This window comes from Brachybacterium rhamnosum (assembly GCF_039526185.1).
Lineage (GTDB): Bacteria > Actinomycetota > Actinomycetes > Actinomycetales > Dermabacteraceae > Brachybacterium > Brachybacterium rhamnosum.
In genome coordinates, this window is the sequence record NZ_BAAAIS010000001.1 from 183230 (window position 1) to 207110 (window position 23881).

Annotated in this window: 23 protein-coding genes and 1 riboswitch; of the genes, 16 read left to right on the forward strand and 7 right to left on the reverse strand. The window is 74.2% G+C overall.

The genetic code is table 11. The features are described 5' to 3' along the window. Positions 1–147: 147 nt before the first annotated feature. The gene (locus tag ABD080_RS00880; RefSeq protein ID WP_343903334.1) at positions 148–1386 is read left to right on the forward strand and encodes a glycosyltransferase; all 1239 of its coding nucleotides are present in this window, start codon (positions 148–150) and stop codon (positions 1384–1386) included. Continuing rightward, positions 1383–2156, forward strand: a complete 774-nt coding sequence (locus ABD080_RS00885; protein ID WP_137771145.1) for a PIG-L family deacetylase — start codon at positions 1383–1385, stop codon at positions 2154–2156. The genes ABD080_RS00880 and ABD080_RS00885 overlap by 4 nt, the downstream gene beginning before the upstream one ends. A gap of 28 nt (positions 2157–2184) precedes the next feature. Here the strand turns inward: ABD080_RS00885 and ABD080_RS00890 are convergent, their stop codons facing one another. Together ABD080_RS00890 and ABD080_RS00895 are read right to left on the reverse strand one after the other, a co-directional pair. Continuing rightward, the gene (locus tag ABD080_RS00890) at positions 2185–2910 is read right to left on the reverse strand and encodes an endonuclease/exonuclease/phosphatase family protein (RefSeq protein ID WP_343903335.1); all 726 of its coding nucleotides are present in this window, start codon (positions 2908–2910) and stop codon (positions 2185–2187) included. Then, positions 2907–3944 carry an ADP-ribosylglycohydrolase family protein gene (locus tag ABD080_RS00895; RefSeq protein ID WP_240811127.1) on the reverse strand — a complete coding sequence of 346 codons (1038 nt, stop codon included), beginning with the start codon at positions 3942–3944 and terminating at the stop codon, positions 2907–2909. The genes ABD080_RS00890 and ABD080_RS00895 overlap by 4 nt, the downstream gene beginning before the upstream one ends. A 102-nt stretch (positions 3945–4046) precedes the next feature. On the opposite strand from ABD080_RS00895, the gene ABD080_RS00900 reads away from it, so the two are divergent. The 6 genes from ABD080_RS00900 (at position 4047) to ABD080_RS00925 (ending at position 10703) form a co-directional block, all read left to right on the forward strand. Beyond that, complete coding sequence (locus ABD080_RS00900) at positions 4047–4889, forward strand: hypothetical protein (protein ID WP_240811128.1); 843 nt, start codon at positions 4047–4049, stop codon at positions 4887–4889. A gap of 51 nt (positions 4890–4940) precedes the next feature. Beyond that, the gene (locus ABD080_RS00905; RefSeq protein WP_343903336.1) at positions 4941–6911 is read left to right on the forward strand and encodes a M13 family metallopeptidase; all 1971 of its coding nucleotides are present in this window, start codon (positions 4941–4943) and stop codon (positions 6909–6911) included. 19 nt (positions 6912–6930) lie between these two features. Then, positions 6931–7503 (forward strand): hypothetical protein, encoded by a 573-nt coding sequence (locus ABD080_RS00910; RefSeq protein WP_343903337.1) that lies wholly within the window; start codon positions 6931–6933, stop codon positions 7501–7503. Between the two features lie 14 nt (positions 7504–7517). Further along, a riboswitch (TPP riboswitch) is annotated at positions 7518–7622 on the forward strand. Between the two features lie 57 nt (positions 7623–7679). Beyond that, positions 7680–8270, forward strand: a complete 591-nt coding sequence (locus tag ABD080_RS00915; protein ID WP_240811129.1) for an ECF transporter S component — start codon at positions 7680–7682, stop codon at positions 8268–8270. 10 nt (positions 8271–8280) lie between these two features. Then, positions 8281–10314, forward strand: coding sequence for an ATP-binding cassette domain-containing protein (locus tag ABD080_RS00920; protein WP_343903338.1), 2034 nt, complete (start codon positions 8281–8283; stop codon positions 10312–10314). Next, complete coding sequence (locus ABD080_RS00925) at positions 10311–10703, forward strand: ankyrin repeat domain-containing protein (protein WP_343903339.1); 393 nt, start codon at positions 10311–10313, stop codon at positions 10701–10703. The genes ABD080_RS00920 and ABD080_RS00925 overlap by 4 nt, the downstream gene beginning before the upstream one ends. On the opposite strand, the gene ABD080_RS00930 is transcribed toward ABD080_RS00925, so the two are convergent. Then, on the reverse strand, positions 10676–11143 hold the full coding sequence (locus ABD080_RS00930; protein WP_137771152.1) for a GNAT family N-acetyltransferase: 468 nt from the start codon (positions 11141–11143) through the stop codon (positions 10676–10678). The genes ABD080_RS00925 and ABD080_RS00930 overlap by 28 nt on opposite strands. 60 nt (positions 11144–11203) lie before the next feature. On the opposite strand from ABD080_RS00930, the gene ABD080_RS00935 reads away from it, so the two are divergent. Both ABD080_RS00935 and ABD080_RS00940 read left to right on the forward strand, forming a co-directional pair. Then, positions 11204–11539, forward strand: coding sequence for a deaminase (locus ABD080_RS00935; RefSeq protein WP_377827173.1), 336 nt, complete (start codon positions 11204–11206; stop codon positions 11537–11539). A 34-nt stretch (positions 11540–11573) separates the two neighbouring features. After that, entirely contained in the window at positions 11574–11714 is a 141-nt protein-coding gene (locus ABD080_RS00940) for a hypothetical protein (RefSeq protein WP_168198108.1), read from the forward strand. Here ABD080_RS00940 and ABD080_RS00945 read toward each other — a convergent pair. Genes ABD080_RS00945 through ABD080_RS00960 form a run of 4 tightly spaced genes read right to left on the reverse strand, consistent with a single transcriptional unit; the run spans position 11704 to position 14915 of the window. Then, positions 11704–12723 carry an alpha/beta fold hydrolase gene (locus ABD080_RS00945; RefSeq protein ID WP_343903341.1) on the reverse strand — a complete coding sequence of 340 codons (1020 nt, stop codon included), beginning with the start codon at positions 12721–12723 and terminating at the stop codon, positions 11704–11706. The two genes, ABD080_RS00940 and ABD080_RS00945, sit on opposite strands and share 11 nt — an antisense overlap. Positions 12724–12734: 11 nt before the next feature. Continuing rightward, positions 12735–13784, reverse strand: a complete 1050-nt coding sequence (locus ABD080_RS00950) for an Fpg/Nei family DNA glycosylase (protein WP_343903342.1) — start codon at positions 13782–13784, stop codon at positions 12735–12737. Beyond that, positions 13784–14272 carry a ribose-5-phosphate isomerase gene (locus ABD080_RS00955; protein ID WP_137771155.1) on the reverse strand — a complete coding sequence of 163 codons (489 nt, stop codon included), beginning with the start codon at positions 14270–14272 and terminating at the stop codon, positions 13784–13786. Before ABD080_RS00955 ends, ABD080_RS00950 begins: the two co-directional genes overlap by 1 nt. 34 nt (positions 14273–14306) lie before the next feature. Then, a complete protein-coding gene (locus ABD080_RS00960) occupies positions 14307–14915 on the reverse strand; it encodes a DsbA family protein (protein WP_343903343.1) in 609 nt (202 codons plus the stop codon). A gap of 145 nt (positions 14916–15060) precedes the next feature. On the opposite strand from ABD080_RS00960, the gene ABD080_RS00965 reads away from it, so the two are divergent. The 6 genes from ABD080_RS00965 (at position 15061) to ABD080_RS00990 (ending at position 23864) form a co-directional block, all read left to right on the forward strand. Further along, a complete protein-coding gene (locus ABD080_RS00965; protein ID WP_343903344.1) occupies positions 15061–16779 on the forward strand; it encodes an ABC transporter transmembrane domain-containing protein in 1719 nt (572 codons plus the stop codon). Then, positions 16776–18662: an ABC transporter ATP-binding protein gene (locus tag ABD080_RS00970; protein WP_343903345.1), complete on the forward strand. Its 1887-nt coding sequence runs from the start codon at positions 16776–16778 to the stop codon at positions 18660–18662. The genes ABD080_RS00965 and ABD080_RS00970 overlap by 4 nt, the downstream gene beginning before the upstream one ends. Before the next feature lie 234 nt (positions 18663–18896). Further along, positions 18897–19514: a ribonuclease FAU-1 family protein gene (locus ABD080_RS00975; RefSeq protein WP_240811133.1), complete on the forward strand. Its 618-nt coding sequence runs from the start codon at positions 18897–18899 to the stop codon at positions 19512–19514. Between the two features lie 295 nt (positions 19515–19809). Next, positions 19810–22365 (forward strand): aminopeptidase N, encoded by a 2556-nt coding sequence (pepN, locus tag ABD080_RS00980; protein WP_343903346.1) that lies wholly within the window; start codon positions 19810–19812, stop codon positions 22363–22365. 46 nt (positions 22366–22411) lie between these two features. Further along, a complete protein-coding gene (locus ABD080_RS00985; protein WP_343903347.1) occupies positions 22412–23356 on the forward strand; it encodes a mechanosensitive ion channel family protein in 945 nt (314 codons plus the stop codon). Between the two features lie 13 nt (positions 23357–23369). Beyond that, positions 23370–23864 (forward strand): globin, encoded by a 495-nt coding sequence (locus ABD080_RS00990; protein WP_137771161.1) that lies wholly within the window; start codon positions 23370–23372, stop codon positions 23862–23864. The last annotated feature ends 17 nt before the right edge of the window (positions 23865–23881 follow it).

A 23881-nucleotide genomic window follows, 5' to 3' on the forward strand; every position in this document is an offset into this window, starting at 1 on the left:
GGTTCGGGACCTCCGGACGAGGACCGCGCCGGGACCCTCGCCGCGGTCGCGGACCCCGCCCGGCAGCGCACCGGGGACGTCTCCCGGCACCGGCAGGGGCCGAGTGCCGGCACGGCACCGACCGTGCTCCCACCTAGGATGGCTCCCATGCCGGAGACCACCTCGCGAAGCGGCGCTCCCCTGAGGATCGCCGCGATCTCGCTGCACACCTCCCCGCTCGAGGACCCGGGCGGGGACGACGCCGGCGGCATGAACGTCGTGGTGCTCGAACTGTCCCTCGCCCTCGCCCGGGCGGGCCACACCGTCGAGCTCATCACGCGCCGAGCCGCGCCGGACGCCCCGGACGTGGTCGACGTCGCCCCGGGGGTGCGCCTGCACCACCTCGTCGCGGGCCCGCCCGCGACGCTCGCGAAGAGCGCGATGGAGCAGGCGATCGCCCCGTTCCGCGAGCACCTCGGCGGCCTGCTCGCCGAGCTCGACGTGGACCTCGTCCACTCCCACCACTGGTTCAGCGGCGTCGCCGCCCTGCCCGTGGCGCGCGAGCTCGGGGTCCCGCACCTGCAGTCCTTCCATTCGGTCGCGGCCCCGGAGGGCTCCGGCTCGCTCGACGCGGGCGAGCCCGCGGAGTCGCCCGGCCGGATCCCCGGCGAGGCTGCCGTCGCGGAGGGCTCCGACCTCGTGGTCGCGGTCTCCGAGGCGGAGGCCTGCACCGTCGCCGAGCGCTACGGCGTGCCCGGGGAGCGCATCACGATCGTCCGCCCCGGCGTGGACGTCGAGCGCTTCCGCCCCTCCCCGGAGGATCCCGAGGAGCGCCGCCGGCGCCCCACGCTCCTGTTCACGGCACGCCTGCAGCCGCTCAAGGCCCCCGATCTCGCCCTCGAGGTGCTCGCGCACCTCGATCCCGCGATCGGGGCCCGGCTCGTGCTCGCGGGCGGCGTCTCCCAGGACTTCGCCCCGTACCTCCAGCAGCTCCGCGACCGGGCCCGTGAGCTCGGTGTCCAGGACCGGGTCGAGTTCGCCGGATCGATGGGCCGGGAGCAGCTCGCCGCGGCCATGCGCGGGGCCGGCGTGCTGCTGCTCACGAGCTGGTCGGAGACCTTCGGCCTCGTCGCGCTCGAGGCGCAGGCGAGCGGCACCCCCGTCGTGGCCTGGCGCTGCGCGGGCGGCGTGAAGGAGGCGGTGGGACCGGGCGGCGTGGTGCTCGGCAGCCGTGACCCGGACGTCTGGGCGGAGGCCGTGGAGGCGATGCTCGGCGACCCCGCACGCTTCGCGGAGGCCGTCACCGCCTCTCGCGAGTTCGCGACGACCCGCACCTGGGAGGCCTCCGGGGAGGCCCTCGCCGCGCTGTACCGCGAGCAGCTCGCACGCTCGGAGGCCCGGCGATGACCCCCTCCCCGCAGGACCCGTGGGCGCTGCTCGACGCCGCCCGCCGGGTGCTCGTCGTCCACGCCCATCCGGACGACGAGACCCTCTCCACCGGCCCGCTCATCGCAGATCTCACCGCGCGCGGTGTGCACGTCGAGCTCGTCACCGCGACCCGCGGCGAGGAGGGCGAGGTGGTCCCCGGTGCGATCGCGGAGGACGACGACCGCCCGCTCGACGAGGTCCGCGCCGCGGAGATCGACGGGGCGACCCGCGCACTCGGCCTCGCGGCCCGGCACCTCCTGGGGACGGCGCCGGCCCTCGCCGCGGGCGCCGCCCCACGCCGCTACCGCGACTCGGGCATGCAGTGGATCCGTGAGGGGCTCGCCGGCCCCTCGGACACCGCCGGGGAGGACAGTCTCACCCGTCGGCCCCTCGAGACGGAGGTCGCGGACCTCCTCGCGCTGATCGCCTCCACCGGCCCCGACCTGATCGTCAGCTACGACGACGAGGGCACCTACGGCCATCCCGACCACGTGCGCACCCACCACCTGGCGCGCGCGGCGAGCGCGGAGAGCTCCGTCCCGATGCTCGAGATCTCCGAGCACGGCGCGGTGCGGGAGCTGCCGGGCACCGCCGCGGCGGTGACGGCGGCGCTGCGCTGCTACCGCACCCAGCTCACGGTCGTCTCGGCCGACGACGCGGGGGTGCTCGTGCGCCACGTGGGCGGACAGGACCAGCTCGTGCCCTTCTCCGCCGGGCTCCGCACCGCGACGACCGACGCCCGGCCCTGAGCCCGGGGCAGGGGCGGGGCGGTGACGCTCAGAGGGTGACGTCGAGCAGGGTCGGCAGGTGGTCGGAGGCCCCGGCCAGCCGCTCCCGGCTCACGCGCTCCGTGGCGTGCACCGACCGCGCCGCCCGGACCCGCACCCCCGGCGAGGCGAGGACCGCGTCGATCCGGCGCTGCGGCCGGCGCGCCGGGAAGGTCCACTCGCCCTGGTCGGCGGGATCGTCGCACAGCGGAGCGAGCAGCGTGCGGGCGGTGCCGTCGGCCGTCTCGTTGAGGTCCCCTCCGAGGATCACCGGCGACCCGGCGCCGCGCACGAGCGCGGCGAGGTGCTCGGCGTGGGCACGGCGGTTGTCCTCCTGCAGGGCGAGGTGCGTCGCGGCGACGACGACCGAGCGGCCGTCCCCCTCCGGGACGGAGAGCCGCACCGCGGCGACGCCCCGCGGGTAGGTCGAGTTCAGGTCCGAGACCCTCTGGGAGACCCCGTGCGCCCCGCGGCGGACCACCTGCGCGGCGACCGCATCGGTCCCGAGCACGGCGAGGCCGCGGCCGCGGGCCCCGCCGCCCACGAGCACGCGCCGGTCCAGCCGCCGGGACAACCAGCCGAGCCGTGCGCGCGGCAGCACGAAGCGCGGCGCCTCCTGGACGAGCAGGACGTCCGGGGCGAGGTCCTCGACGGTGTCGATGATCGCGGGGAGGTCGCCGCGCAGCTCCCACAGGTTCCAGGAGAGGATCCGCAGGTCCCAGACGGCGCCGCTCATGCGGACCGCTCCCGCCCCTCGCCGGCGCCCCCGACCGGACCGATCACGCGGTCGGTGAGGCTGACCAGCTCGTCGAGCTCGTAGCCGGGCCAGCCGAAGAGCATGCGCCGCCACTCGGGCGGCACGGACTTCACGCCGAGGGCGGCGCCGGCGAGGGCGCCCGCGATGCACGCGACGGTGTCGGTGTCGTAGCCGGCGCGCGCCGCGGAGTCGAGCACGCGGCGCAGCATGTCGCGGCGGGCGAAGCGGTCCTCGGGGATCGGCCCGGCGCCGTGGACGGCGGCGAGCGCCGCCTGGAAGGCGTGGACGACCCAGCCGTTGCGCCGGAAGTCCTCCGGCGCGGCGCCCTCCGCCTCGTCGATGCGGCTGCTCCACAGGGCGCGACGGTCCTCGTCGAGCCGCTCGAGGCCGCGCCGCACGTCGATCTCCCCGGTCAGCACCGCATGGCGCACGGCGAGGCCCCAGAGCATGCACGCCTCGACCGTGTCGGGGTGGACGTGGGTGAGCGTGCACACGGCCTCGATGCCGGCGACGGCGTCGTCCTCGGAGGTGAGGAGGTACGGGAGCACGGCGGCGTGGGTGCGCATGAGCGAGCCGTTGCCGGCGTTGCGGGGCGTCGCCGCGTGGGCCGCCTCCGCGGCGCGGCGGAGGTCCGCGGCGCGCGGGGCGAAGTGACCGTCCTCACGGGCGTTGTCCGCCGCGCGGCGCATGACGGAGGAGGTGAGGGTGCCGATGTCCGGGGTGCCGAGGGACCACGAGTACCACTCGCGGGCGATCTGGTCCTGCGCGGAGTCGACGCGGAGGTCGTGCAGACCCGGGGACGTCGCCGCCGCCTCGAGCACGACGATCGCCATCGAGGTGTCGTCGGTCCACTCGCCGGGCTGCCAGTCGAGGATGCCGCCGCCCACCATGTCGACGTCGTCGGAGGCGGCCACCGGGGCCTGGAACTCGTAGGGTGCGCCGAGGGCGTCCCCCGTCGCCGCGGCGACCACGGCACCGAGCGCTCGCTGCCTCTGCGCAGGCGTCAGCCCCATGCCCTCGACCTTCCTGCCGTCCGACGTCACAGGGGGCATCGTCGCACATCGGATCGGGGCCACCCTGATCCCGGTACCCTGGTGGGGACCAGAAGGAGCTCCATGACCGAGACCCCGGGGACCTCCCCCCGCGTGGAGGGCACCGCCGATTCCTGCGCCGCGACGCCGCAGGATCCGCACACGGCCCACGACCCGCACGACCACTCCGACCACGACCATCCGCCGACGGGAGCGGACCTCGTCCGGGACCTCGTGCGCGGGCTCTCGGTCGTCGCGCTGCTGATCCCCGTCGTGATCGTCGTCCTGCTGCTCACGATCCTGCCGATGGCGCCCTCGACCCCGCTGCCGCTTGTGCTGGGTCTCGCGCTCGGCGCCGCGCACCTGCTCTCCCTCGTGGTGACGAGCCTGTTCGTGAGCCGCACGCGCCGTCAGCTGGCCGTGAACCCGGGGCTGCTCGCCGTGCGCAGCGCGGTCGACGAGCTGCTGCGCGTGGCCGCCGTGCTGCTGGGCCTGCTGCTGTGGCCCGGGGAGCTGCGCGGTGAGCTCGGCGTGTGGATCGGCGCGGGCGCCGCGATCGTCTGGCTCGTGCTGGCCACCACGCAGACCGTCTCCACCCGGCGCCGGATCGCGAGCCCCTCGCAGTGGGCGGAGGACGCCGTGGCGACCCTCCTGCACCATCGTGTGGGCGCCCGCTCCACGGTCGTCATGCGCCTGCTCGACGTCATCGGCACCGCCTGCTTCCAGGTGGGGGCGACGGTGCTGGTCATCCTCTCCCCCGTGCTCGTGATCGGCACGGCCGTGCTCTCGATCGGCTCCGGCCTCTCGACGCTCGTGCTCCAGCGCCGCCCGCCGGCGGAGCGCGCCGGCACCGCCTGGGCGTACGTCCCGCTCGGCGTGGGTGTGCTCACCCTGCTGCTCGCCGTCCTCGGCCTCGCCACCGCCTGACCCACGCCCGACCACCGCCCTCGCCCGCTGACCGTCAGAAAGGTCGCCCTCATGACGACACCCCGCCCCTCCGGCCTCGACCTCAGCGCCCGCGACGACGCGGTGAGGATCCAGGACGACCTCTTCGGCCACGTCAACGGCACGTGGCTGCGGGAGCACACGATCCCCGCGGACCGCTCGACCGACGGCGCCTTCCACGCCCTCCGCGACCTCTCCGAGGAGCAGGTCCGCGAGATCGTCGAGGATGCGGCGGGCGCGGAGGAGCCGGGACGGATCGGCCGCCTGTACCGGATGTTCATGGACACCGAGGCGATCGAGGCGGCGGGTATCGCGCCGCTCGAGCCGCTGCTGGGCGGGATCGGCGAGGCGGCCTCCCTCGAGGACCTCGTGCGCCTCATGGCCTCCCCGGACTCGGGCACCTCCGCCGTCCTCGCCTACGTGTGGACCGACGATCACGACTCCAGCCGCTACCAGGTCAAGATCCACCAGGGCGGTCTGGGCCTGCCGGACGAGTCGTACTACCGCGAGGAGTCCTATGCGGCGATCCGCGAGGCCTACGTCTCGCACCTCGCCGAGCTCGCGCGCCTGGCCGACCTCCCCGGCCGCCCCGGCCTCCCCGAGGGCGACGCCGAGGCGCTCGCCGCGGCCGTCATGGATCTCGAGACCCGCCTCGCCGCGTGCCACGTCGACGTCGTCCGTGTGCGCGACCGCGAGAAGTCCGACAACCCGATGACCGCCGCGCAGCGTGCGGAGCTCGCCCCCGCCTTCCCGTGGGACGCCTTCGTCGAGGGGACCGGCGCCCCGGCGGGGACCTTCGACGTGGTCTCCGTGGGACAGCCCGAGTTCGTCTCCGCGGCAGCCGAGCTGCTCGCGGCCGAGGACCTTGCGGTGCTGCGCGCCTGGATGGCCGTGCACACCGTCTCCGCCTACGCCCCCTATCTCCCCGCGGCGCTCGTCGACGCGAACTTCGCCTTCTTCGGCACCGTGCTCTCGGGCGCGGAGGAGCTGCGTGAGCGCTGGAAGCGCGGCGTCGGCTTCGTCGAGGGAGCCGTCGGCTTCGAGGTCGGCCGCGAGTACGTCTCGCGCCACTTCCCGCCGGAGCACAAGGCGCACATGGAGCGTCTGGTCGCCGCGCTGCTCGAGGCGTACCGCGTCTCGATCGAGGGCCTGGACTGGATGACCGAGCAGACGCGCGCGAAGGCGCTCGAGAAGCTCTCCCTGTTCGTCCCGAAGATCGGCTACCCGGAGACCTGGCGGGACTACGAGGGCCTCGAGATCGTCGAGGGCGACCTCGTCGCGACCGTGCGCGCCTCGCGCCGCTTCGACGCCGAGTTCGAGTACGCGAAGGTGGGCGGCGAGGTCGACGAGACGGAGTGGCACATGACCCCGCAGACGGTCAACGCCTACTACAACCCCGGCCGCAACGAGATCGTCTTCCCCGCCGCGATCCTGCAGCCGCCGTTCTTCGACGCGGAGGCCGACGACGCCGTGAACTTCGGCGGGATCGGCGCCGTGATCGGCCACGAGATCGGCCACGGCTTCGACGACCAGGGCTCGAAGTTCGACGGCCACGGCAACCTCGTCACCTGGTGGACCGAGGAGGACCGCGCCGCCTTCGACGAGCGCACCGCAGCCCTCATCGAGCAGTACTCGGCGCTCTCGCCCCGGGACCTCGACGACGCCCACCACGTCAACGGCGCCCTCACCGTCGGCGAGAACATCGGCGACCTGGGCGGCCTCACGATCGCGGTGAAGGCGTACCTCGCGACCGCGGGCGAGGGGTCCCCCGAGCTCGACGGCCTCACCGGGCTGCAGCGCGTGTTCTGGTCCTGGGCGACCGTGTGGCGGGGCCTGACCAGGCCGCAGGAGGCGATCCGCCGCCTCGCGATCGACCCCCATGCGCCGATGGAGTTCCGCTGCAACACGGTGGTGAGCCACCTCGACGCCTTCCACGAGGCGTTCGACGTGCGCGAGGGCGACGGCATGTACCGGGCGCCCGCCGAGCGCGTCCGCATCTGGTGAGCGCGCACGCGGGGCGGGCATGAGGCCCGAGGCGCCCTCGTTCACCGACACGACCCGGCCCTCGGCCGTGGGCTGGACGCGGATCGCGCTCACCGCCGCCTCCGGGGTCGTGCTGCTGGTGCTCGCGCTCGTGCGGGCGACCGTCCCGCCGCCGCTGCTGGTCGCCGCGGCCGTGCTCTTCGCGCTGCTCGCCGTGTGGACGTGGATGCACCATGCGACGCGCATCCTGGTCGACGGCCGCGGGGTGACCGTGAGCCTCGGCGGGTTCTGGCCGCAGGCCACCTGGCCCGTCGAGGACTTCCGCGGCGTGCAGCTGCGCGAGCTGGACGCCACGGTCGTGGGCGTCACCGTGGGCGGCTACGGATGGCGTCGCGGGCGCGCGCTGACCCCCGCCCCGGAGCAGCTCACCGCCGTCGGCTCGCGCCGCACCCTCACCCTGGCCGAGACGCAGGCGACCTACCGCCTGCTCGTGACCCGGCCGGGCACCCAGGTCGAGATCGTCGGTCGCGGCGGCACCCACTACCTGTTCTCCCCCACGGACCCGCGGTCCACTGCGGAGGCGATCGACCAGGCGATCCGCGCGCGGCGGTAGACTGGCCCGCGGTCATCCACTGACAGGGGAGCACCGCACGGTGCTGAGAGTGCGCGCATGCGCAGACCCTCGAACCTGAACCGGGTCATGCCGGCGGAGGGAGTCGGGATTTCCGTCGCGGCGCCCCCGGCGCCACGACGCCCCTTTCCACGAGGAGAGGAGTCGGAATGACACGCATGAGGACGATCGACCTGCTGGTCAGCGTCGCGATCGGAGCGGCCTTCGGGGTCGCCTTCCTGGGCTACGGGGCCCTGTACTCGCTGATCGGGCCGCTCACCGCGGCCTTCAAGCCCGCCGAGGGCATCCTCGCCGGCATCTGGTTCCTGCCCGCCGTGCTCGCCGCGCTCATCGTGCGCAAGCCCGGCGCGGCGCTTCTCGCGGAGCTCGTCGCCGCGACGCTCGAGATGATCCTCGGCGGCCAGTGGGGCTGGGGCACCGTCGTCTCGGGCCTGCTGCAGGGCGGCGGCGTCGAGATCGGCTTCCTGCTCTTCGTCTACCGCCGCTTCACGCTGCCCGTCGCGATGCTCGGCGGCGTGATCGCGGCGGCGCTCGAATGGGTGTGGGAGCGCTTCTCCTACTACCCCGAGATGAGCTGGACCTTCGCCCTTCTGCTGCTGGCCTTCTTCCTGGTCTCCGGTGCGCTGCTGTGCGGAGCCCTCGGCTGGGCGGCCGTGCGAGCCCTCGGCGCGACGGGAGCCCTCGACGCGCTGCCCGCGGGCCGGGACCGGGATCGCGAGCGCCGCGCCGCCGCCACGACCGCCGCGTGAGGGCGGCTGCGTGAGGGACCTGCTCCTGGACGGGGTGCGCTGGCGCCCCACGGGCCGCGACGAGCCCACGCTCGACGGCCTGCGCCTGCACGTGCCCGGCGGGCAGAAGGTGCTGCTCACGGGGGTGAGCGGGAGCGGGAAGTCCACCGTGCTGCGCGCCCTGGCGGGCCTGCTCGACCCCGAGGCCGGGGACCTCGAGCAGGCCCCCACCGGGCCCTCCCGCCCCGGGGAGCGGGGGCTGCTGCTGCAGAACCCCGCGCATGCGGTGGTGGGCGCGACCGTCGCGCGCGACGCGGCGATCGGCCCGGAGAACGCGGCCCTCCCCCGCCCCGAGATCCACGAGCGGGTGAGGCGCGCGCTGGACGCCGCGGCGGTCGACGTCGACGGCTCCCGGGATCCGCTCGCCGTCTCCGGCGGGCAGCAGCAGCGGGTGGCCCTCGCGGGCGCCCTCGCCCTGCACCCCGAGGCGATGCTGCTCGACGAGCCCACGAGCATGCTCGATCCCGAGGCCGCCGCGACGGTGCGCCGCGCCGTGCTCGCGGCCTCCGCCGGGCGGACCCTCGTCATCGCCGACCACCACGTGGAGCCGTGGCGGGAGCACCTCGACCGGATCGTCGTGCTGGGCTCCGGCGCGCAGGTGCTCGCCGACGGACCGCCCGAGGAGGTCCTCGCCCGGCGTCCCGAGCTGCAGGAGACGGAGCCCGCCCCGGGCCCGGCCCCGGAGGCCGAGCTGCGGATCGAGCCGGGGCTGCTCACCGTCGTCACCGGGGCGAGCGGCGCGGGGAAGACGACCCTGCTGCGCTCCCTCGCCGCGGAGGCCGGCCGGCGGCGCGGCTCGCTGCTGCTGGTCCCCCAGGACCCGGCGCACTTCTTCCTCGCCTCGACCGTGCGCGGTGAGCTCGGCGACGCGGCGGATCCCGCGGCCGCGGCGGATGCCCGGTCCCTGCTGGACCGCGCAGGCCTCGCGCACCTCGCCGGTGCCAACCCCCATCGGCTCTCCGGCGGGGAGCAGCGGCGCCTCGCGATCATCGCCGCCCTCGCGGCGCGGCCCGAGGTGCTGCTGCTCGATGAGCCGACCGTGGGCCTGGACGCCGAGCGGCGGTCGGCGGTGCTCGCCCTGCTCGAGGAGGCCCGGGACCGCGGCACCGCCGTCGTCGCCGCCTCCCACGACCCCGTGCTCGTCGCGGCCGCCGGGTCCCGGCACCACCTGGAGGGCACCCCCTCCCCCGCCCCGACGGCGGCGAGCGCGTCGGCCGGGGCAACGACCCCCGCCCCCGGGGCCTCCGCCGAACCCGATCGTCGGATCCTGCCCGTCCCCCGCGCCGCGCACCGGCCCGCGGACGCCCTGAACCCGCTGATGCTCTGCCTGATCGGCATCCTCGCGGCGGTCGGCTCCTACGCCGTCTCCACCTGGCAGGGCGGGCTGCTCGCTCTGCTGCCCACGGTGCTGCTCGCCCCGCTCGCGCTCCGCTCCGTGCGCGGCGCGGTGTGGCGACTCACCCCGGTGCTGCTCTCCGCCGTGAGCATCGCCTGGACGACGGCCCTGCTCGGCGAGGCCCCGGCGCTCAGCGGTGAGGCCTGGCTGCTGGGCCTCAAGGAGGCCTGCCGGATCACCGCCTTCGTCGCCCCCGGGGTCATCGCGCTCACGAGCCTGGACGTCACGGCCCTCGGCGACGCGCTGGGCGGGCGGCTGCGCTGGCCGGCGCGGCCCGTCGTCGCGGTCGTCGCGGCGCTCGTGCGGGCCGGGCACACGGGCCGCCAGTGGGAGATCATCACCTCGACCCGGGTGCTGCGCGGCCGCGGAGGCCGCCGCTCCCCGCGGATGCTCGCCGGCGCGACCCTCGCCCTGCTCGTTGACTCCCTGCGCGGTGCGGAGCAGCAGGCCCTCGCCCTCGACGCGCGCGGCTTCGCGACCGCGACCCGGCGCACCTGGGCGCTGCCCAGCCGCTTCACCCGGGCGGACCTCGTGGGCGGCGCGGTCGCGGTCCTGCTGCTGGTCTGGCCCGCCCTCGCGCAGCTGCTCTGGGCTAGCCTGCCCGGATGAACGACCAGACCGATCCTGCCGACGAGCAGGTCGTGGCCCTCGCCCAGCAGATCATGGACCTCGCCCGCGGCGGCGACCTCGCACTGCTGCCCGTCATCGACCAGGGCGTCCCGGTGGACATGCAGGACGCCGCGGGCAACACCCCGATCATGCTCGCCGCCTACCACGGGCACGCAGAGCTCGTGCGGGGTCTCGCCGCGCGCGGGGCCGACGTGGACCTCGCGAACGACCGCCGGCAGACCCCGCTCGCGGGCGCCGCCTTCAAGGGCGACACGGCCGTGGTGCAGGCGCTGCTCGACGCGGGCGCCGATCCGGCGGCCGGCACCCCGAGCGCGAGGGACACCGCCGCGTACTTCGGGCGTCAGGAGATCGTCGACCTGCTGGGGTGACGGAACACCATGGGCACGTGCTCGATCCCGGCCTCGAGGAACATCGGGCCCACGGTCTCGTAGCCCATGCCCTGGTACCACTTCTCGAGGTAGGCCTGGGCGTCGATGTGCACCTCGGCCTCGGGGGCGAGGCGCTCGGTGAGGTCGAGGGCCGCGCGCATGATCCGCCCGCCGAACCCGTCGCGGCGGTGCGCGGCGGCGACCGCGAGACGGCCGATCCGCAGGGTGCCGTCGGCCTCCGTCAGCACGCGGATGTGGGCCGCGGGCACACCGCCCGCCTCGATCCACAGGATGGTCGTGCCGTCCTCGAGGTCCCGGCCGTCGAGGTCGGGATCAGTGGCGCCCTGCTCCATCGTGAAGACGTCCTGACGCAGCTTCGCCAGGAGGTACACGGTGGTGGGATCGATGTCGCGCAGGTGCGCGGAGTGCAGGTCGGACATGGTCCCACGGTACGACACCGGAGGCGTCGATCCGGTCTCGGCACGGGCCACAACCAGCGCGTGCAGCGCGGCTCCGCGATCCTGCACGGCGAGACCGATGCGATCGAGCGGGCCGGCCGGCGCAGCGCCTCGGTGTATCGCAGGCGTGTGCTCTACACGACGCTCTCGCCGTGCATCATGTGCGCGGGCACGGCCCTGCTGTACGAGATCCCGCGGATCGTGGTGGGCGAGAACCGGAGCTTCGAGATGTCCGAGGCGCTGCTGCGCGATCGGGGTGGGCAGGTCGACGTCGTGGACGACGCGGAGTGCGTGGCGCTCACGGAGCGCATGATCGCCGAGCGCCCCGAGATCTGGAGCGAGGACATCGGCATGGAGGCCGCGGAGCTCGAGCGCTGATCCCCCCTCCCCGCTCGGCACCCCCGACGCGGAGATGACCGACGGGGCGGGCGCCGACCTCCCGCTCGGCATCGCCCCGCTGAACGGGATCCTCGTCGCGCTCGCGCTCGCATGGCAGCTGGGCCGCGTCACCGGGAGCCGCACGCCGGGGAGGGCGGAGCCCGTCACCGCGTGAGGCGGTCCATCGCCTCCTGCCAGGCGCGCACCATCACGGGGCCGCCGTGGCCCTCCTCCTCGACCACCACGAGGTCGCTCGCGGGCCAGGCGCGATGCAGCTCCCAGGCGGTGAGCGCGGGACCGGAGACGTCGCGGCGGCCGTGGATCAGCACCGCGGGGACATGGGCGATGCGGTGCATGCCACCCAGCAGGCCGCTGCCGGGAGCCGCACCCCAGGGCACGGCCCAGTCCGCGACGAAGCCGTCCCGCGCCCAGTAGTGGGTGACGAGGCGGGCGAAGCCGCGGGCGTGCTCCGTCACGGGCTCGTCCTCGGGCACGGCGTGGGAGCGTGCCGCCTGCCCGGTGCCGATGCGGATGTGCTCGTCCTCCCAGACGTTCCAGGCGCGGGCGGCGGCGTCCACGAGCTCGGGGTCCTCCGCCGTGAGCATCCGCCGGTACGCCTCGACCAGGGGCAGGTCCCCGCCGCGGCGGTAATCGGTGTGCTCCTCGGCGAGCGCGGCGAGCTCGTCCCACGCCTCGGGGAGGAGCGCGCCGACGCCCTCGCTGATCCACTCGACCTCCCGGCGGGAGGTCGAGGTGACGGCCATGAGCACCACGCCGCGCACCCGCTCGGGATGCGCCTGCGCGTAGGCGATCGCGAGGGTCGATCCCCAGGAGACGCCCTGGACGATCCAGGCGTCGATCCCGAGGCGCTCGCGCAGCGCCTCGATGTCCGCGACGAGGTGGGCGGTCGTGTTCGCGGAGACGTCCACGGGCCCGGGCGCCCCGGCGCTCGGCGTGCTCTCCCCCGCTCCGCGCTGGGAGAGGCCCACGAGGTAGGTGCGATCGGCGGGGACGTTGCGCCGGTAGCCGGGGCTCAGCCGCCCGCCCGGACCGCCGTGGAGGTAGAGGGCGGGCACGCCGTCGGGGTCGCCGGAGGTCTCGTAGGCGATCTCGTGCCCGTCGCCGACGGGGAGGCGGCCGGTCCCGAGCAGCGGGGCGAGCGGCGGGAGCGCATCGGGGTCCATGACCGGCGACCCTAGCCCGCCGCCGCCCATCCCGCCGCCGGGTGCTCGCGCACCCACGGCGAGCGCCGCGTGCGCATGCCCTGGCAGCGCGGGCACCAGTAGACGGTGCGCCCCGCCATCGCGGCGCTGCGCACCGTGGTGCCGCAGACCCGGCAGGGCAGGGTCTGGCGGTGGTAGACGTAGAAGGACTGCTCGCGCGGGACCACGCCCTCACGCTCGTCCCCGTTCTGGCGGGTCGCGCGGCGCGGCTCCACGATCCTCGCCTCGATCCCGCGGTGCTCGGGCTGGGTGGTGACGATCCGGCCCGTGCGCGCCCCGTAGCCGATCAGCGGCACGAGGTCCTCCCAGATCCCGGTCACGAGGCCGCGGGACAGGTCCCGGCCCGGCACCCAGGGATCCAGCCGCGCGCGCCACAGCAGCTCGGCGCGGTAGATGTTGCCGATGCCCGCCACGACGGACTGGTCCATCAGCTGCGTGCCGATCGCCGTGCGGGAGCGCAGCACGCGGTCCACGAAGCGGCCCGGATCAGCATCCGCGCGCAGCGGGTCCGGTCCCAGCCGCTCGAGCAGGGCGGTGCGCTGGGACGGGTCGTAGAGCTCGCAGGCGGTGGGGCCGGTGAGGTCGGCGAGGCCCTTCTCCCCCACGATCCGCAGGCGCACCGTCCCCCGCGGGACGATCTCCCGCCAGGACACGGTCGCATCCCCGTCGGACCCGCCACCGCCCGAGGGGAGGGCCTCCTCCCGCTCGCCGACCCGCAGCCGCGGGGCGCCGATCGCATGGGCGCTCGCGAAGCCCGACTCGCCCGCGAAGGTCCACGAGCCGTACAGGCCCAGGTGCACGTGCACCATGCGGGTGCCGGGCGCGCCGGGGTCCAGCCCCTCCTCCGGGCCGAGGTGCAGCAGCAGGTGCTTGCCCGCCGCCTCCGCCTCGAGCAGCACCATTCCCGAGAGCGCCGCGGCCTCCGGGAAACGGCCCTGCGGGCTCGAGGTGCGGAGGCGCTGCCCGCCGAACCCGCGGCGCAGCGCCGCGGCGAGGCGGTGGACGGTGTGCCCCTCCGGCATCAGAAGGCGGCGTCGGCGGAGCCCGCACCCTGGTCGTAGGAGCCGGTGGTCTCGTAGCGGGCCACGAGGTCGATCCGGCGCTGGTGGCGCTCCTCGCCGCTGAAGGGCTCCGCGAGGAAGAGGTCGATGAGGTGCTCGAGCTCCTCCTCGGAGTGCTGGCGGGCACCCACGGAGACGACGTTCGCGTCGTTGTGCTCGCGGGCGAGGCGCGCGGTGTCCTCGTTCCACACGAGCGCGGCGCGCACGCCCTTGACCTTGTTCGCGGCGATCTGCTCGCCGTTGCCGGAGCCGCCGATCACGACGCCGAGCGAGCCCGGGTCCGCGACGACGGCCTCGCCGGCATCGGTGCAGAAGGAGGGGTAGTCGTCCAGCGGGTCGTAGCTGAACGCCCCGTGGTCGACCACGTCGTGGCCCTTCGCGGTGAGGGAGGCGATGAGCCGGTTCTTCAGCTCGAAGCCGGCGTGATCGGTGCCGATGTGGACGCGCATGGGGGTGGTGGTGCCTTTCGCGGGGTGGGGCGGGTCAGTCGAAGATGGGGCCGACGGTGCGGGTGCGCTTGAGCTCGAAGAAGCCCTCGGTGCGGGTCATCAGCTCGAGGCCGTCGAAGAGCGTGCCCGCCTCCTCGCCCTTGGGGGCGGGCGAGATGACGGGACCGAAGTAGGCGCGGCCGGGGCCGAAGGAGATGACGGGGGTGCCGACCTCGTCGCCCACGAGCTCGATGACGACCTTCTGGCGGGTGCGGAGCTCGGGATCGAGGGACTCGTCGTCGTAGGCGGAGATCAGATCGGCGCCCAGCGAGGTCGCGGCGAGGCCGGCGACGGCGGCGGCGCGGCGGTCGCTGTTCCCGCCCACGTGGTACTCGGTGCCGAAGGCGGTGTAGAAGGCGGCGAGGTCCTCCTGCGAGCCCTGCTGCGCGACGGCGAGCGCGGTGCGGGCGGGGCCCCAGGCGTCGTCCATGGAGCGGCGGTAGCCCTCGGGGAGATCGCGGCCCTCGTTCAGCGCGGCCAGCGACATGATCGAGAAGGTGATCTCCACCTCCCTGACCTGCGACGCCTCGAGCAGCCAGCGGCTGGTCATCCAGGCCCAGGGGCAGATCGGATCGAAGAACAGCTCGACGGGACGCGCGCTCATGGAGGGCTCCTTCTCTCGCGGTGGTGAGCCCCCATTCTGTCACCCCGCAAAAGGCGTTGCGCAGGGGCGTCCGCCGGTGTTGGATTCCCTGGTGCCCCGCCGTGATCGTTCCCCCGCGCCCTCCCGCTCCACCGCTCCTTCCGTGATGCGGTCGATCGTGCGCGGCCACCGCCGCCGGATCCCCTGGATCATGGCGCTCTCCTTCGTCGTCGAGGGCGTGGACATGCTCGTCCCGGTGCTCGTCGGCCTCATCATCGACGCCGGCATCGTGCGCGGCGACCTCGTCCTCACGATCGCGGGCGCCGCCGGCATCTTCGCGATGCGCCTGGTGAGCACCTGGGCGTGGACCGTCATGTTCGCCGCCTCGCAGCGCGCCCGCATGTTCGAGCGGCACCGGCTGCGCGTCGCCGTCACCGGTGCCGTGCTCGACCCGCGCTCCACGCCCGTCCAGCGGCCCTCCGGCGAGGTGCTCTCGATCGCGACCTCCGACGCGGACAAGGCCTCCGACGTCATGGACATGCTGCCCTGGGCGTTCCCGGCCTCCGCCGTGGTGCTCGTCGCCTGCGGCTGGCTCGCCTGGCTCGACGCGTGGCTCGGCGTCGCGACGCTCATCGGCATCGTCGTCATGATCATCGTGATCCGGGTGATCTCCCCGATCCTCTCCGCGCGCTACGACGCCCAGCAGTCCAAGGCGGCCGACGCCGCCGCGACCGCGACGGACCTCGTGCACGGCCTGCGCGTGCTGCAGGGCCTCGGCGTGCAGTCCCGCGCCCGCGCCCAGTACCGCCGCCGCTCGCGCACCGCGCTCGACGCGGCGCTCGTCAACGCCCGCTTCTCCGGCGTCGCCGGCGGCCTGACCACCCTCGTCACCGCCGGCATGATGGCGGCCGTCGTCATCATCGCCTCGCAGCGCACGATCACCGGCGAGATGACCATCGGCACGCTCATCGCCGTCGTCGGCGTGGCCCGCTCGAACATGGGCATGCTGCAGGGCCTCTCGGGCCTGCCCGTGTGGTGGGCCTCGATGTCCACCTCGGGGCGGCGCGTCCGCGACCTGCTCGCGGACCTCGGCCGCACGATCGACGACCCCGAGCTCACGCTCACCGCGCTGCGCGACGCCCATGACGACCGCGGGGAGCAGCGCCGCGGCGAGCGCCGCCCCGGCGTGGGCGGCCTGCGCCTGGACGGCGTGGACACAGGCACCCTGCAGGGGCTCGACCTCGTCGTGCCCGACGGCCGCGTGATCGCCCTCGCGTGCGCCGACGCCCGTGACGCCGAGGCCGTCGTGGCCGCCGTGAGCGGACGCGGCGTCGCCACCGGCGTGCACCTCGGCGACATGGAGGTCACCGCGGAGGACCGTTTCCGGACCCGCGCGGACCTCCTCGTGGAGCCGCACGTCGTGGACCTCTTCGACGGCACGCTGCGCGAGCAGCTCGCGACCCGGGTGCCGGACGGCTCCGGTCCCGGCTGGGAGGACCGCGCGCTGCACGCGGCGGGCGCCGACGACCTCCTGCGGATCCTGCCCGACGGCTACGACACCCGCATCCTCGACCGCGGCGCGAACCTCTCCGGCGGCCAGCGCCAGCGGATCGCGCTCGCCCGCGCCGTCGCGGCGGACGCCCCCGTGCTCGTCCTCCACGACCCGACGACCGCGGTCGACGCGGTCACCGAGCAGCACATCGCCGAGGCGCTCGTCGCGGCCCGCCACCTGGAGGACCGGGCGACCCTGCTCGTGACCCGTGCGCCCGCGCTCCTGCGCGCGGCGGACGAGGTCGTCTACCTCCGCGGCGGGCGCGTGACCGCCGCCGGCGACCACCAGGACCTCATGGACCGCGACGACTACCGGGAGATGGTGCAGCGATGACCGCTCAGCGCACGGCCCCCACGGGCCCCACCGGTCTGGCCGACCTCCGCCTCGTGGACTGGGACGCCTCGACCGACGACGTCCTCTCGGCGGACGCCACCGCCCGCCGCCAGCTCGACGAGCACGCCCAGATCCTCCCGATCGCGGACGTCCCCACCGCGCTGCGCCATGTGGGCGGTCGCCTCTGGCGCTACCGCTGGATGACGCTCGCGACGCTGCTCGTGGTCACCGCGGGCGCGGTCGCCGCCGCCTGGATGCCGCGCCTGATCGGCGGGGCGGTGGACGTCGTGCAGTCCGGCGAGGGCTCCGCGGCGCTCTGGCGACAGGGCGGCCTGATCATGCTCGCGGGCGTGCTGCAGGCGGTCCTGGCCGCGCTCGGCTGGTCGCTCGTGAGCGCGCTCGGCCAGCGGATCCTCGCGGGCATGCGCGAGGACGTCATCGACCGCGCCCTGGACCTGCCCGCGCAGACCATGGAGATCACGGGGATCGGCGACGCGCTGTCCCGCGTCGCCGACGACGTCGACGTCACCGCCCGTGCGGTGAACAACGTCGTCCCGAACCTCATCCAGATGGGCTTCTACGTCGTCGTGACCCTCGTCGGCATGGTGGTGCTCTCGCCGTGGCTGCTGATCCTCGTCGTGGTCGTCGTGCCGATGTACGTCGGTTCCGCGGTCTGGTACCTGCGCCGCACGGCGCCGATCTACCGCCGGGAGCGGGTCGCCATGGGCGCCCGCGCCCAGGGCCTGCTCTCCGCGATCCACGGCATCCCCACGGTGCACGCGTACGGCATCGAGAAGCGGGAGACCCGCCACGTCGCGGTGCTCTCCGAGACCGCCGTCGTGCTCGGCATGCGCGTGATGACCCTCGTGACGAAGCTCGTCAAGGTCATGGTGTGGCCGGAGAACATCGCGATCGCGCTCGTGCTGATCCTCGGCTACGTCATGGTCAACGTCTCCGGGGCGCCGGTGGGTCTCGTGACCGCGGCGGCGCTGTACCTCATCAGCCTGCTGTGGCCGATGATGAACCTCATCTTCAGCCTCGACGACGTGCAGTCCGCCGCCGCCTCGCTCACCCGCATGGTGGGCGTCATCGACGCGATCGACCCCGCCTCCTCCCCCGGCGACGAGGTCCCGGCCGGGGCGGGCATCCGCCTCGAGGGCGTCTCCCACGCCTACGGGACCGATGCCGAGGGCGAGGAGCGCGTGGTGCTGCGCGAGATGGACCTCGACATCGCCGCGGGCGAGACGATCGCGCTCGTGGGCGCCTCCGGTGCGGGCAAGTCGACGCTCGCCTCGATCATCGCGGGCACCCTCGAGCCGCGCCACGGCCGGGTGCTCCACGGCGGGGCGGATCTCGCCCATGCCGACCTCGAGTCGGTGCGCGGCCACGCGAGCATCGTCAGCCAGGACGTGCACGTCTTCCGCGGGACCCTCGCCGAGGACCTCCGCCTCGCGAGCCCGGAGGCGAGCGACGAGGAGCTGCGGGAGGCGCTGCGCATCGTCGATGCGGAGGCGTGGGCGCTCGCGCTGCCGAAGGGTCTGGAGACCGAGGTGGGCGAGAAGGGCGAGCGGCTCACCGCGGAGCAGTCCCAGCAGCTGGCGCTCGCGCGCATCGCCCTGCAGGACCCGGCGGTGCTCGTCCTCGACGAGGCCACGGCCGACGAGGGCTCCTCGGGCGCCCGGGTTCTCGAGCGCGCCGCGCTCGAGGTGGCCCGCGGCCGCACCACCGTGATCGTCGCCCACCGCCTCTCCCAGGCGGAGCACGCCGATCGGATCCTCGTCATGGCCGACGGCGCCGTCGTCGAGCAGGGCCCCCACCGGGAGCTCGTGAACCGCGGCGGCGTGTACGCCCGGCTCTGGGCCGCCTGGAGCGGCGAGGACTGAGCCGACGCTCTCCGGTCCCGGGGCGCTCCCACCCCCGGGACCCCGGCGCGGATCGACGGCGGGTCGCCCGCACCGCGAACGGGGTGGTCGCGGTATGGTCGGCCCATACTCCTTCCCCTTCGCGGGCAGTGAAGCCCCGGCCCCGCGGCCGGACGGAACGGGGCGCCCGTGGAGGCCGAGCCGGCCGGGAACCCCACCATGTCCACCACATCACGGTGGTCGCCTGGAGACCAGGTGACCTGGACCTACTACACCCCTCAGCACCCCACGCGCACCGTCAGGCCGGGCACCGTCGTGCTCGACGACGAGCGCGGCATCGTCGTCTGGATCGCCCCGGGCACCGAGGTGCTCCTGCCCGTCCTCGAATCCGGGGCGGCCCTGCGCCGCGCCGGCGACGAGGGCATGTTCACCGCGCCGCGGATCCAGTCCAAGCAGCTCTGGACCGGCAACGGGATCCTCATGATCGGCCTGCCGGACTCGCCCTACTCGGTCTGGCTGTTCTACAAGGACGACGGCTCGCTCGGCTGCTACTACGTGAACCTCGAGACCCCCTACGAGCGGACCGAGGAGGGCGTGCGCACGCGCGACCTCGTCCTCGACCTCGTGGTCCTGCCCCGCCGGGACTGGCACTACAAGGACGAGGACGAGCTCGAGGGCGCCGAGCGCACCGGCTACTTCTCCCCCGAGGAGGTCGAGGAGATCCGCGCGGCGGGACGGCAGGCGGAGGAGCACATCGAGCGCTGGGCGTATCCGTTCTCCGCGGGCTACGAGTACTTCTTCCCGGACCCGCGCTGGCCCGTCCCGCGCCTTCCCGCGCACTACACCTGGGACGTGGACCTCACGCGGCGCTGAACTCCTGGAGGGCCCCGCCCGTCACGGGGCGGACGGCGCAACACACCCGCTCCCGGCGCGGGAGGCCGGGGCTCGCGGCGATCCGTTCGCGCGGGAGCAGATCGCGTCCTCGGCGAGCAGCGCGTCGGCGACGGTCCAGGGTGCCCCTGGCTCGTGATGGTCCGCTCCGGACACCCCGCCGGGCCGATGGCGCCCACCGCGGACGTGACAGCCTCACGTCACAGATCGGCCACCATCAGCCCTCGGCCGCGCGAGCGCGGGAGACCCCGGACACAGCGGTGGCAGGATGGCACCCATGACCTCTGAGAACCTCACCCGCGAGGAGGCGCGCCGCCGCGCCTCCTTCCTCTCCACCGCGACCTATGACATCCGACTGGACCTCACCACCGGGCCGGAGACCTTCCGCACGGAGACCACGATCGCCTTCACCGCGAGCGCCGCGGAGGAGACCTTCCTCGACCTCATCGCCCGCACCGTCCACGAGATCGAGCTCAACGGAGAGCTGCTCGAGGACCCCTCCTCCCGCTTCGACGGCGCCCGGGTGAAGCTCCCCGCCGTGCGCGAGGGCGAGAACACCGTGCGGGTCCTCGCCGACGGCGTCTACATGAACACGGGCGAGGGCCTGCACCGCTTCGTGGACCCGGTCGACGACGAGGTCTACCTGTACACGCAGTTCGAGGTCTCCGACGCGCGCCGCATGTTCGCCTGCTTCGAGCAGCCGGACCTCAAGGCCGCCTTCCGTCTCACCGTCACCGCCCCGGACCACTGGCGCGTCATCTCCAACTCCCCCACGCCGGAGCCGGTCCCGCTCTCCCACCGCGAGAACGTCGCGACCTGGGCCTTCGAGCCCACCGAGACGATCTCCACGTACCTCGTCGCGCTCATCGCGGGGGACTACCGCGGCGGTGAGGGCACCGTGACCTCGCGCGACGGCCGCACCATCCCGATGGGCGTCTACGCCCGCGCCTCGCTCGCCGAGCACGTCGACGCCGAGTACGTCATCGACATGACCCGCCGCGGCCTCGAGTTCTACGAGGACGCCTTCGACCAGGACTTCCCGTTCCGCAAGTACGACCAGATCTTCGTCCCGGAGTACAACATGGGTGCGATGGAGAACCCGGGCGCCGTCACCTTCGTGGAGTCCTACGTGTTCCGCTCCGAGGTCTCCGACGCGATCCGTGAGCGCCGCGACCTCACGATCCTCCACGAGCTCGCTCACATGTGGTTCGGCGACCTCGTGACGATGCGCTGGTGGGACGACCTCTGGCTGAACGAGTCCTTCGCCGAATACGCCTCGACCCTCGCGAGCGCCGAGGCGACCCGCTGGACGGACTCCTGGACCACCTTCGCGAGCTCCGAGAAGGCCTGGGCCTACCGGCAGGACCAGCTGCCCTCGACCCACCCGATCGTCGCGGACATGGTGGACCTCGAGGCGGTCGAGACGAACTTCGACGGCATCACCTACGCCAAGGGCGCCTCCGTGCTGCGTCAGCTCGTCGCCTACGTCGGCAAGGACTCCTTCTTCGAGGGTCTGCGCGCCTACTTCGCGAAGCACGCCTGGGGCAACACCGAGCTGAAGGACCTGCTCGTCGAGCTCGAGGCGACGAGCGGCCGCGACCTCGGCGCCTGGACCCGGCAGTGGCTGCAGACCGCCGGGGTCAACACGCTGCGCCCCGTCGTCGAGCGCGACGCCCAGGGCGCCGTGACCCGCTTCGCGATCGCCCAGGAGGCCGCGGAGGAGCACCCGACGCTGCGCGCGCACCGCCTGCGCGTGGGCGGCTTCTCCCTCCAGGACGGGCGCCTCGTGCGCACCGAGCAGGTCGAGCTCGACGTGGACGGCCCGCTCACCGAGGTGCCGCAGCTGGTCGGGAGGCGCGCGGACCTCTGGCTGGTCAACGACGACGACCTCGCCTACGCGAAGATCCGTCTCGACGACGCCTCCCTCGCCCTCGCGACCGAGCACCTGCGCGACCTCGAGGACCCCCTCGCCCGCACGCTGCTGTGGTCCGCCGCGTGGGACATGGTGCGCGACGCCGAGCTGCCGAGCCGCCGCTTCCAGGAGCTCGTGCTCGCGAACCTCACCGGGGAGGACTCCTCGAGCGTGGTGCGCACCCTGCTCCAGCAGCTCGAGTCCGTGGCCGGTCCCTTCGCCGCGCAGTCCGAGCGGGCCGCCCGCACCGCGGGCGCCGCGAGCGCCGTGTGGGAGCTCGCCGAGGCCGCTGAGGCCGGCTCCGACACCCAGCTGCAGCTCGTGGAGACCTTCGCCCGCCTCGCCTCCACCGAGGAGCATCGCGCGGTGCTCGCGGGCCTGCTCGACGGCTCCCGCACGCTCCCCGGCCGCACGATCGACACCGACCTGCGCTGGAAGCTCGTCATCGGCCTCGCGGCGCTCGGCGGGATCGACGCCGCCGGGATCGACGCGGTGCTCGCGGACGACGACACGCAGTCCGGCCGGAAGTCCGCCCTCACGGCGCACGCCGCACTGCCGACCTCCGAGGCCAAGGCCGACGCCTGGCGGCGCACCGTCGAGCGTGACGAGCTCGCCAACGAGTCCGTCACCGCGGTCGTCATGGGGCTGCGCCGCGTCGTCGACCCGGCCCTGCTCGCCCCCTACGAGCGCGCGTACTTCTCGATGATCGACGGGGTCTGGGCCGACCGGTCGAGCGAGATCGCCAACCGGCTCGTCCAGGGCTACTTCCCCTCGACCTTCGGCGGGCAGTCCGTGCTCGACGACGCCGACGCCTGGCTCGCGGACCACGAGGACGCCCCCTTCGGGCTGCGCCGCGTGATCATCGAGGGCCGGGACACGGTGGCCCGCCAGCTGCGGGTGCGCGAGGCGGATCACGCCTGAGGACGCCCTGGACGACGGTCGGCGTGGGCATGGATAGAGTCGCGGCATGGACGATCGCGCACTCCCGGACCTGTCCGCGCCGGCCTCCCCGGACGCCGCGCTGACCTTTCTGGACTCCGCCTGGGGCTGGCTCCTGAGCTCAGGCCTGACCATCGTCGTCATCCTCGTGGCGGCGACGGTGATCAGCGCCGTCACGGGCTGGCTCATCCGGCGCTTCTTCCGCACGATGAGCCAGTCCTCCGCACGGCTGTCCACCGTCGCGGGCTCGATGACGAAGCGGGACTCCCGGCAGGCGAAGGCCGCCCGCTCCCGCCGTGAGCAGCGCACGGAGACGCTCTCGAGCGTCGCCCGGAACGTCTCACGACTCGTCATCTGGGCGATCGCCTCGGTGATGATCCTCAGCGAGATCGGCGTGAACGTCGCGCCCGTCATCGCCTCCCTCGGCGTCGTGGGCCTCGCCGCCGGCATCGGCGCGCAGACCCTCATCAAGGACGTCGTCGCCGGCATCGTCATGCTCTTCGAGGACCTCGTCGCCGTGGGCGACACCGTGGACCTCGAGTACGCGACCGGCACCGTCGAGGGCATCAACCTCCGGGTCACCCAGGTGCGCTCCCTCGACGGCACGCTGTGGACCGTGCGCAACGGCGAGATCATCCGGATCGGCAACTTCACCCAGGGCTACTCCAACGCCGTCGCCCTGTTCGACATCGACACCGAGGCGGAACACGCCACCGTGACCGATCTGCTGCAGGGCGTGACCGACGAGTTCGTCGCGGATCCGGCCTGGTCGGACCGCGTCACCGGCGACCCCGCAGTGAGCGGCATCCTCGGCGTGGACGGCTCGCGCGTGCAGCGCCGGATCGTCGTGCCCGTCGAGGCCGGTGCCCAGTGGGACGCCGAGCAGGAGCTGCGCCGGCGCGTGCGCGCCGCCTTCCACGAGGCGGGGGTCGCCTTCGCGCAGCCCCGCTTCTCCGACACCCTCCCGAAGTGAGAGCATCCCGGTCATGACCGATCCCCGTCCCAGCCTCCCCGTCGGCCCCGCGGGACCCGCCGGACCCGCCGAGCCTTCCGGACCCTCCCCGAGCTTCTTCGAGGCGGTGGGCGGGCATGCGACCTTCACCGCGCTCGTGGACCGCTTCTACGCGGGCGTCGCGGAGGACGAGCTGCTGCGTCCCATGTACCCCGAGGAGGACCTGGGGCCCGCGAAGGTGCGCCTGCAGACCTTCCTCGAGCAGTACTGGGGCGGCCCCAAGACCTATGGCGAGCAGCGCGGCCACCCGCGGCTGCGCATGCGCCACGCACCCTTCCCCGTCTCCCCCGCCGCCCGGGACGCGTGGCTCGCGCACATGCGCGCGGCCGTGGACTCGCTCGAGCTCTCGCCGCTGCACGAGGCGACCCTGTGGGACTACCTCGAGCGCGCCGCTCACTCGATGGTCAACACGGTCGACGGCGGCGCCGCGCCGATGGCCGGCCAGCAGATCCCCGACCGCCTCTCCTGAGCGCCGGCGGCGACCCG

What these genes read in the sequence shown, in the direction of transcription:
- ABD080_RS00880 (WP_343903334.1), top strand. Translation starts at nt 148, where the DNA reads ATGCCGGAGACCACCTCGCGAAGCGGCGCTCCCCTGAGGATCGCCGCG.
- ABD080_RS00885 (WP_137771145.1), top strand. Translation starts at nt 1,383, where the DNA reads ATGACCCCCTCCCCGCAGGACCCGTGGGCGCTGCTCGACGCCGCCCGC.
- ABD080_RS00890 (WP_343903335.1), bottom strand. Translation starts at nt 2,910, where the DNA reads ATGAGCGGCGCCGTCTGGGACCTGCGGATCCTCTCCTGGAACCTGTGG.
- ABD080_RS00895 (WP_240811127.1), bottom strand. Translation starts at nt 3,944, where the DNA reads ATGGGGCTGACGCCTGCGCAGAGGCAGCGAGCGCTCGGTGCCGTGGTC.
- ABD080_RS00900 (WP_240811128.1), top strand. Translation starts at nt 4,047, where the DNA reads ATGACCGAGACCCCGGGGACCTCCCCCCGCGTGGAGGGCACCGCCGAT.
- ABD080_RS00905 (WP_343903336.1), top strand. Translation starts at nt 4,941, where the DNA reads ATGACGACACCCCGCCCCTCCGGCCTCGACCTCAGCGCCCGCGACGAC.
- ABD080_RS00910 (WP_343903337.1), top strand. Translation starts at nt 6,931, where the DNA reads ATGAGGCCCGAGGCGCCCTCGTTCACCGACACGACCCGGCCCTCGGCC.
- ABD080_RS00915 (WP_240811129.1), top strand. Translation starts at nt 7,680, where the DNA reads ATGAGGACGATCGACCTGCTGGTCAGCGTCGCGATCGGAGCGGCCTTC.
- ABD080_RS00925 (WP_343903339.1), top strand. Translation starts at nt 10,311, where the DNA reads ATGAACGACCAGACCGATCCTGCCGACGAGCAGGTCGTGGCCCTCGCC.
- ABD080_RS00930 (WP_137771152.1), bottom strand. Translation starts at nt 11,143, where the DNA reads ATGTCCGACCTGCACTCCGCGCACCTGCGCGACATCGATCCCACCACC.
- ABD080_RS00940 (WP_168198108.1), top strand. Translation starts at nt 11,574, where the DNA reads ATGACCGACGGGGCGGGCGCCGACCTCCCGCTCGGCATCGCCCCGCTG.
- ABD080_RS00945 (WP_343903341.1), bottom strand. Translation starts at nt 12,723, where the DNA reads ATGGACCCCGATGCGCTCCCGCCGCTCGCCCCGCTGCTCGGGACCGGC.
- ABD080_RS00950 (WP_343903342.1), bottom strand. Translation starts at nt 13,784, where the DNA reads ATGCCGGAGGGGCACACCGTCCACCGCCTCGCCGCGGCGCTGCGCCGC.
- ABD080_RS00955 (WP_137771155.1), bottom strand. Translation starts at nt 14,272, where the DNA reads ATGCGCGTCCACATCGGCACCGATCACGCCGGCTTCGAGCTGAAGAAC.
- ABD080_RS00960 (WP_343903343.1), bottom strand. Translation starts at nt 14,915, where the DNA reads ATGAGCGCGCGTCCCGTCGAGCTGTTCTTCGATCCGATCTGCCCCTGG.
- ABD080_RS00965 (WP_343903344.1), top strand. Translation starts at nt 15,061, where the DNA reads ATGCGGTCGATCGTGCGCGGCCACCGCCGCCGGATCCCCTGGATCATG.
- ABD080_RS00970 (WP_343903345.1), top strand. Translation starts at nt 16,776, where the DNA reads ATGACCGCTCAGCGCACGGCCCCCACGGGCCCCACCGGTCTGGCCGAC.
- pepN (WP_343903346.1), top strand. Translation starts at nt 19,810, where the DNA reads ATGACCTCTGAGAACCTCACCCGCGAGGAGGCGCGCCGCCGCGCCTCC.
- ABD080_RS00985 (WP_343903347.1), top strand. Translation starts at nt 22,412, where the DNA reads ATGGACGATCGCGCACTCCCGGACCTGTCCGCGCCGGCCTCCCCGGAC.
- ABD080_RS00990 (WP_137771161.1), top strand. Translation starts at nt 23,370, where the DNA reads ATGACCGATCCCCGTCCCAGCCTCCCCGTCGGCCCCGCGGGACCCGCC.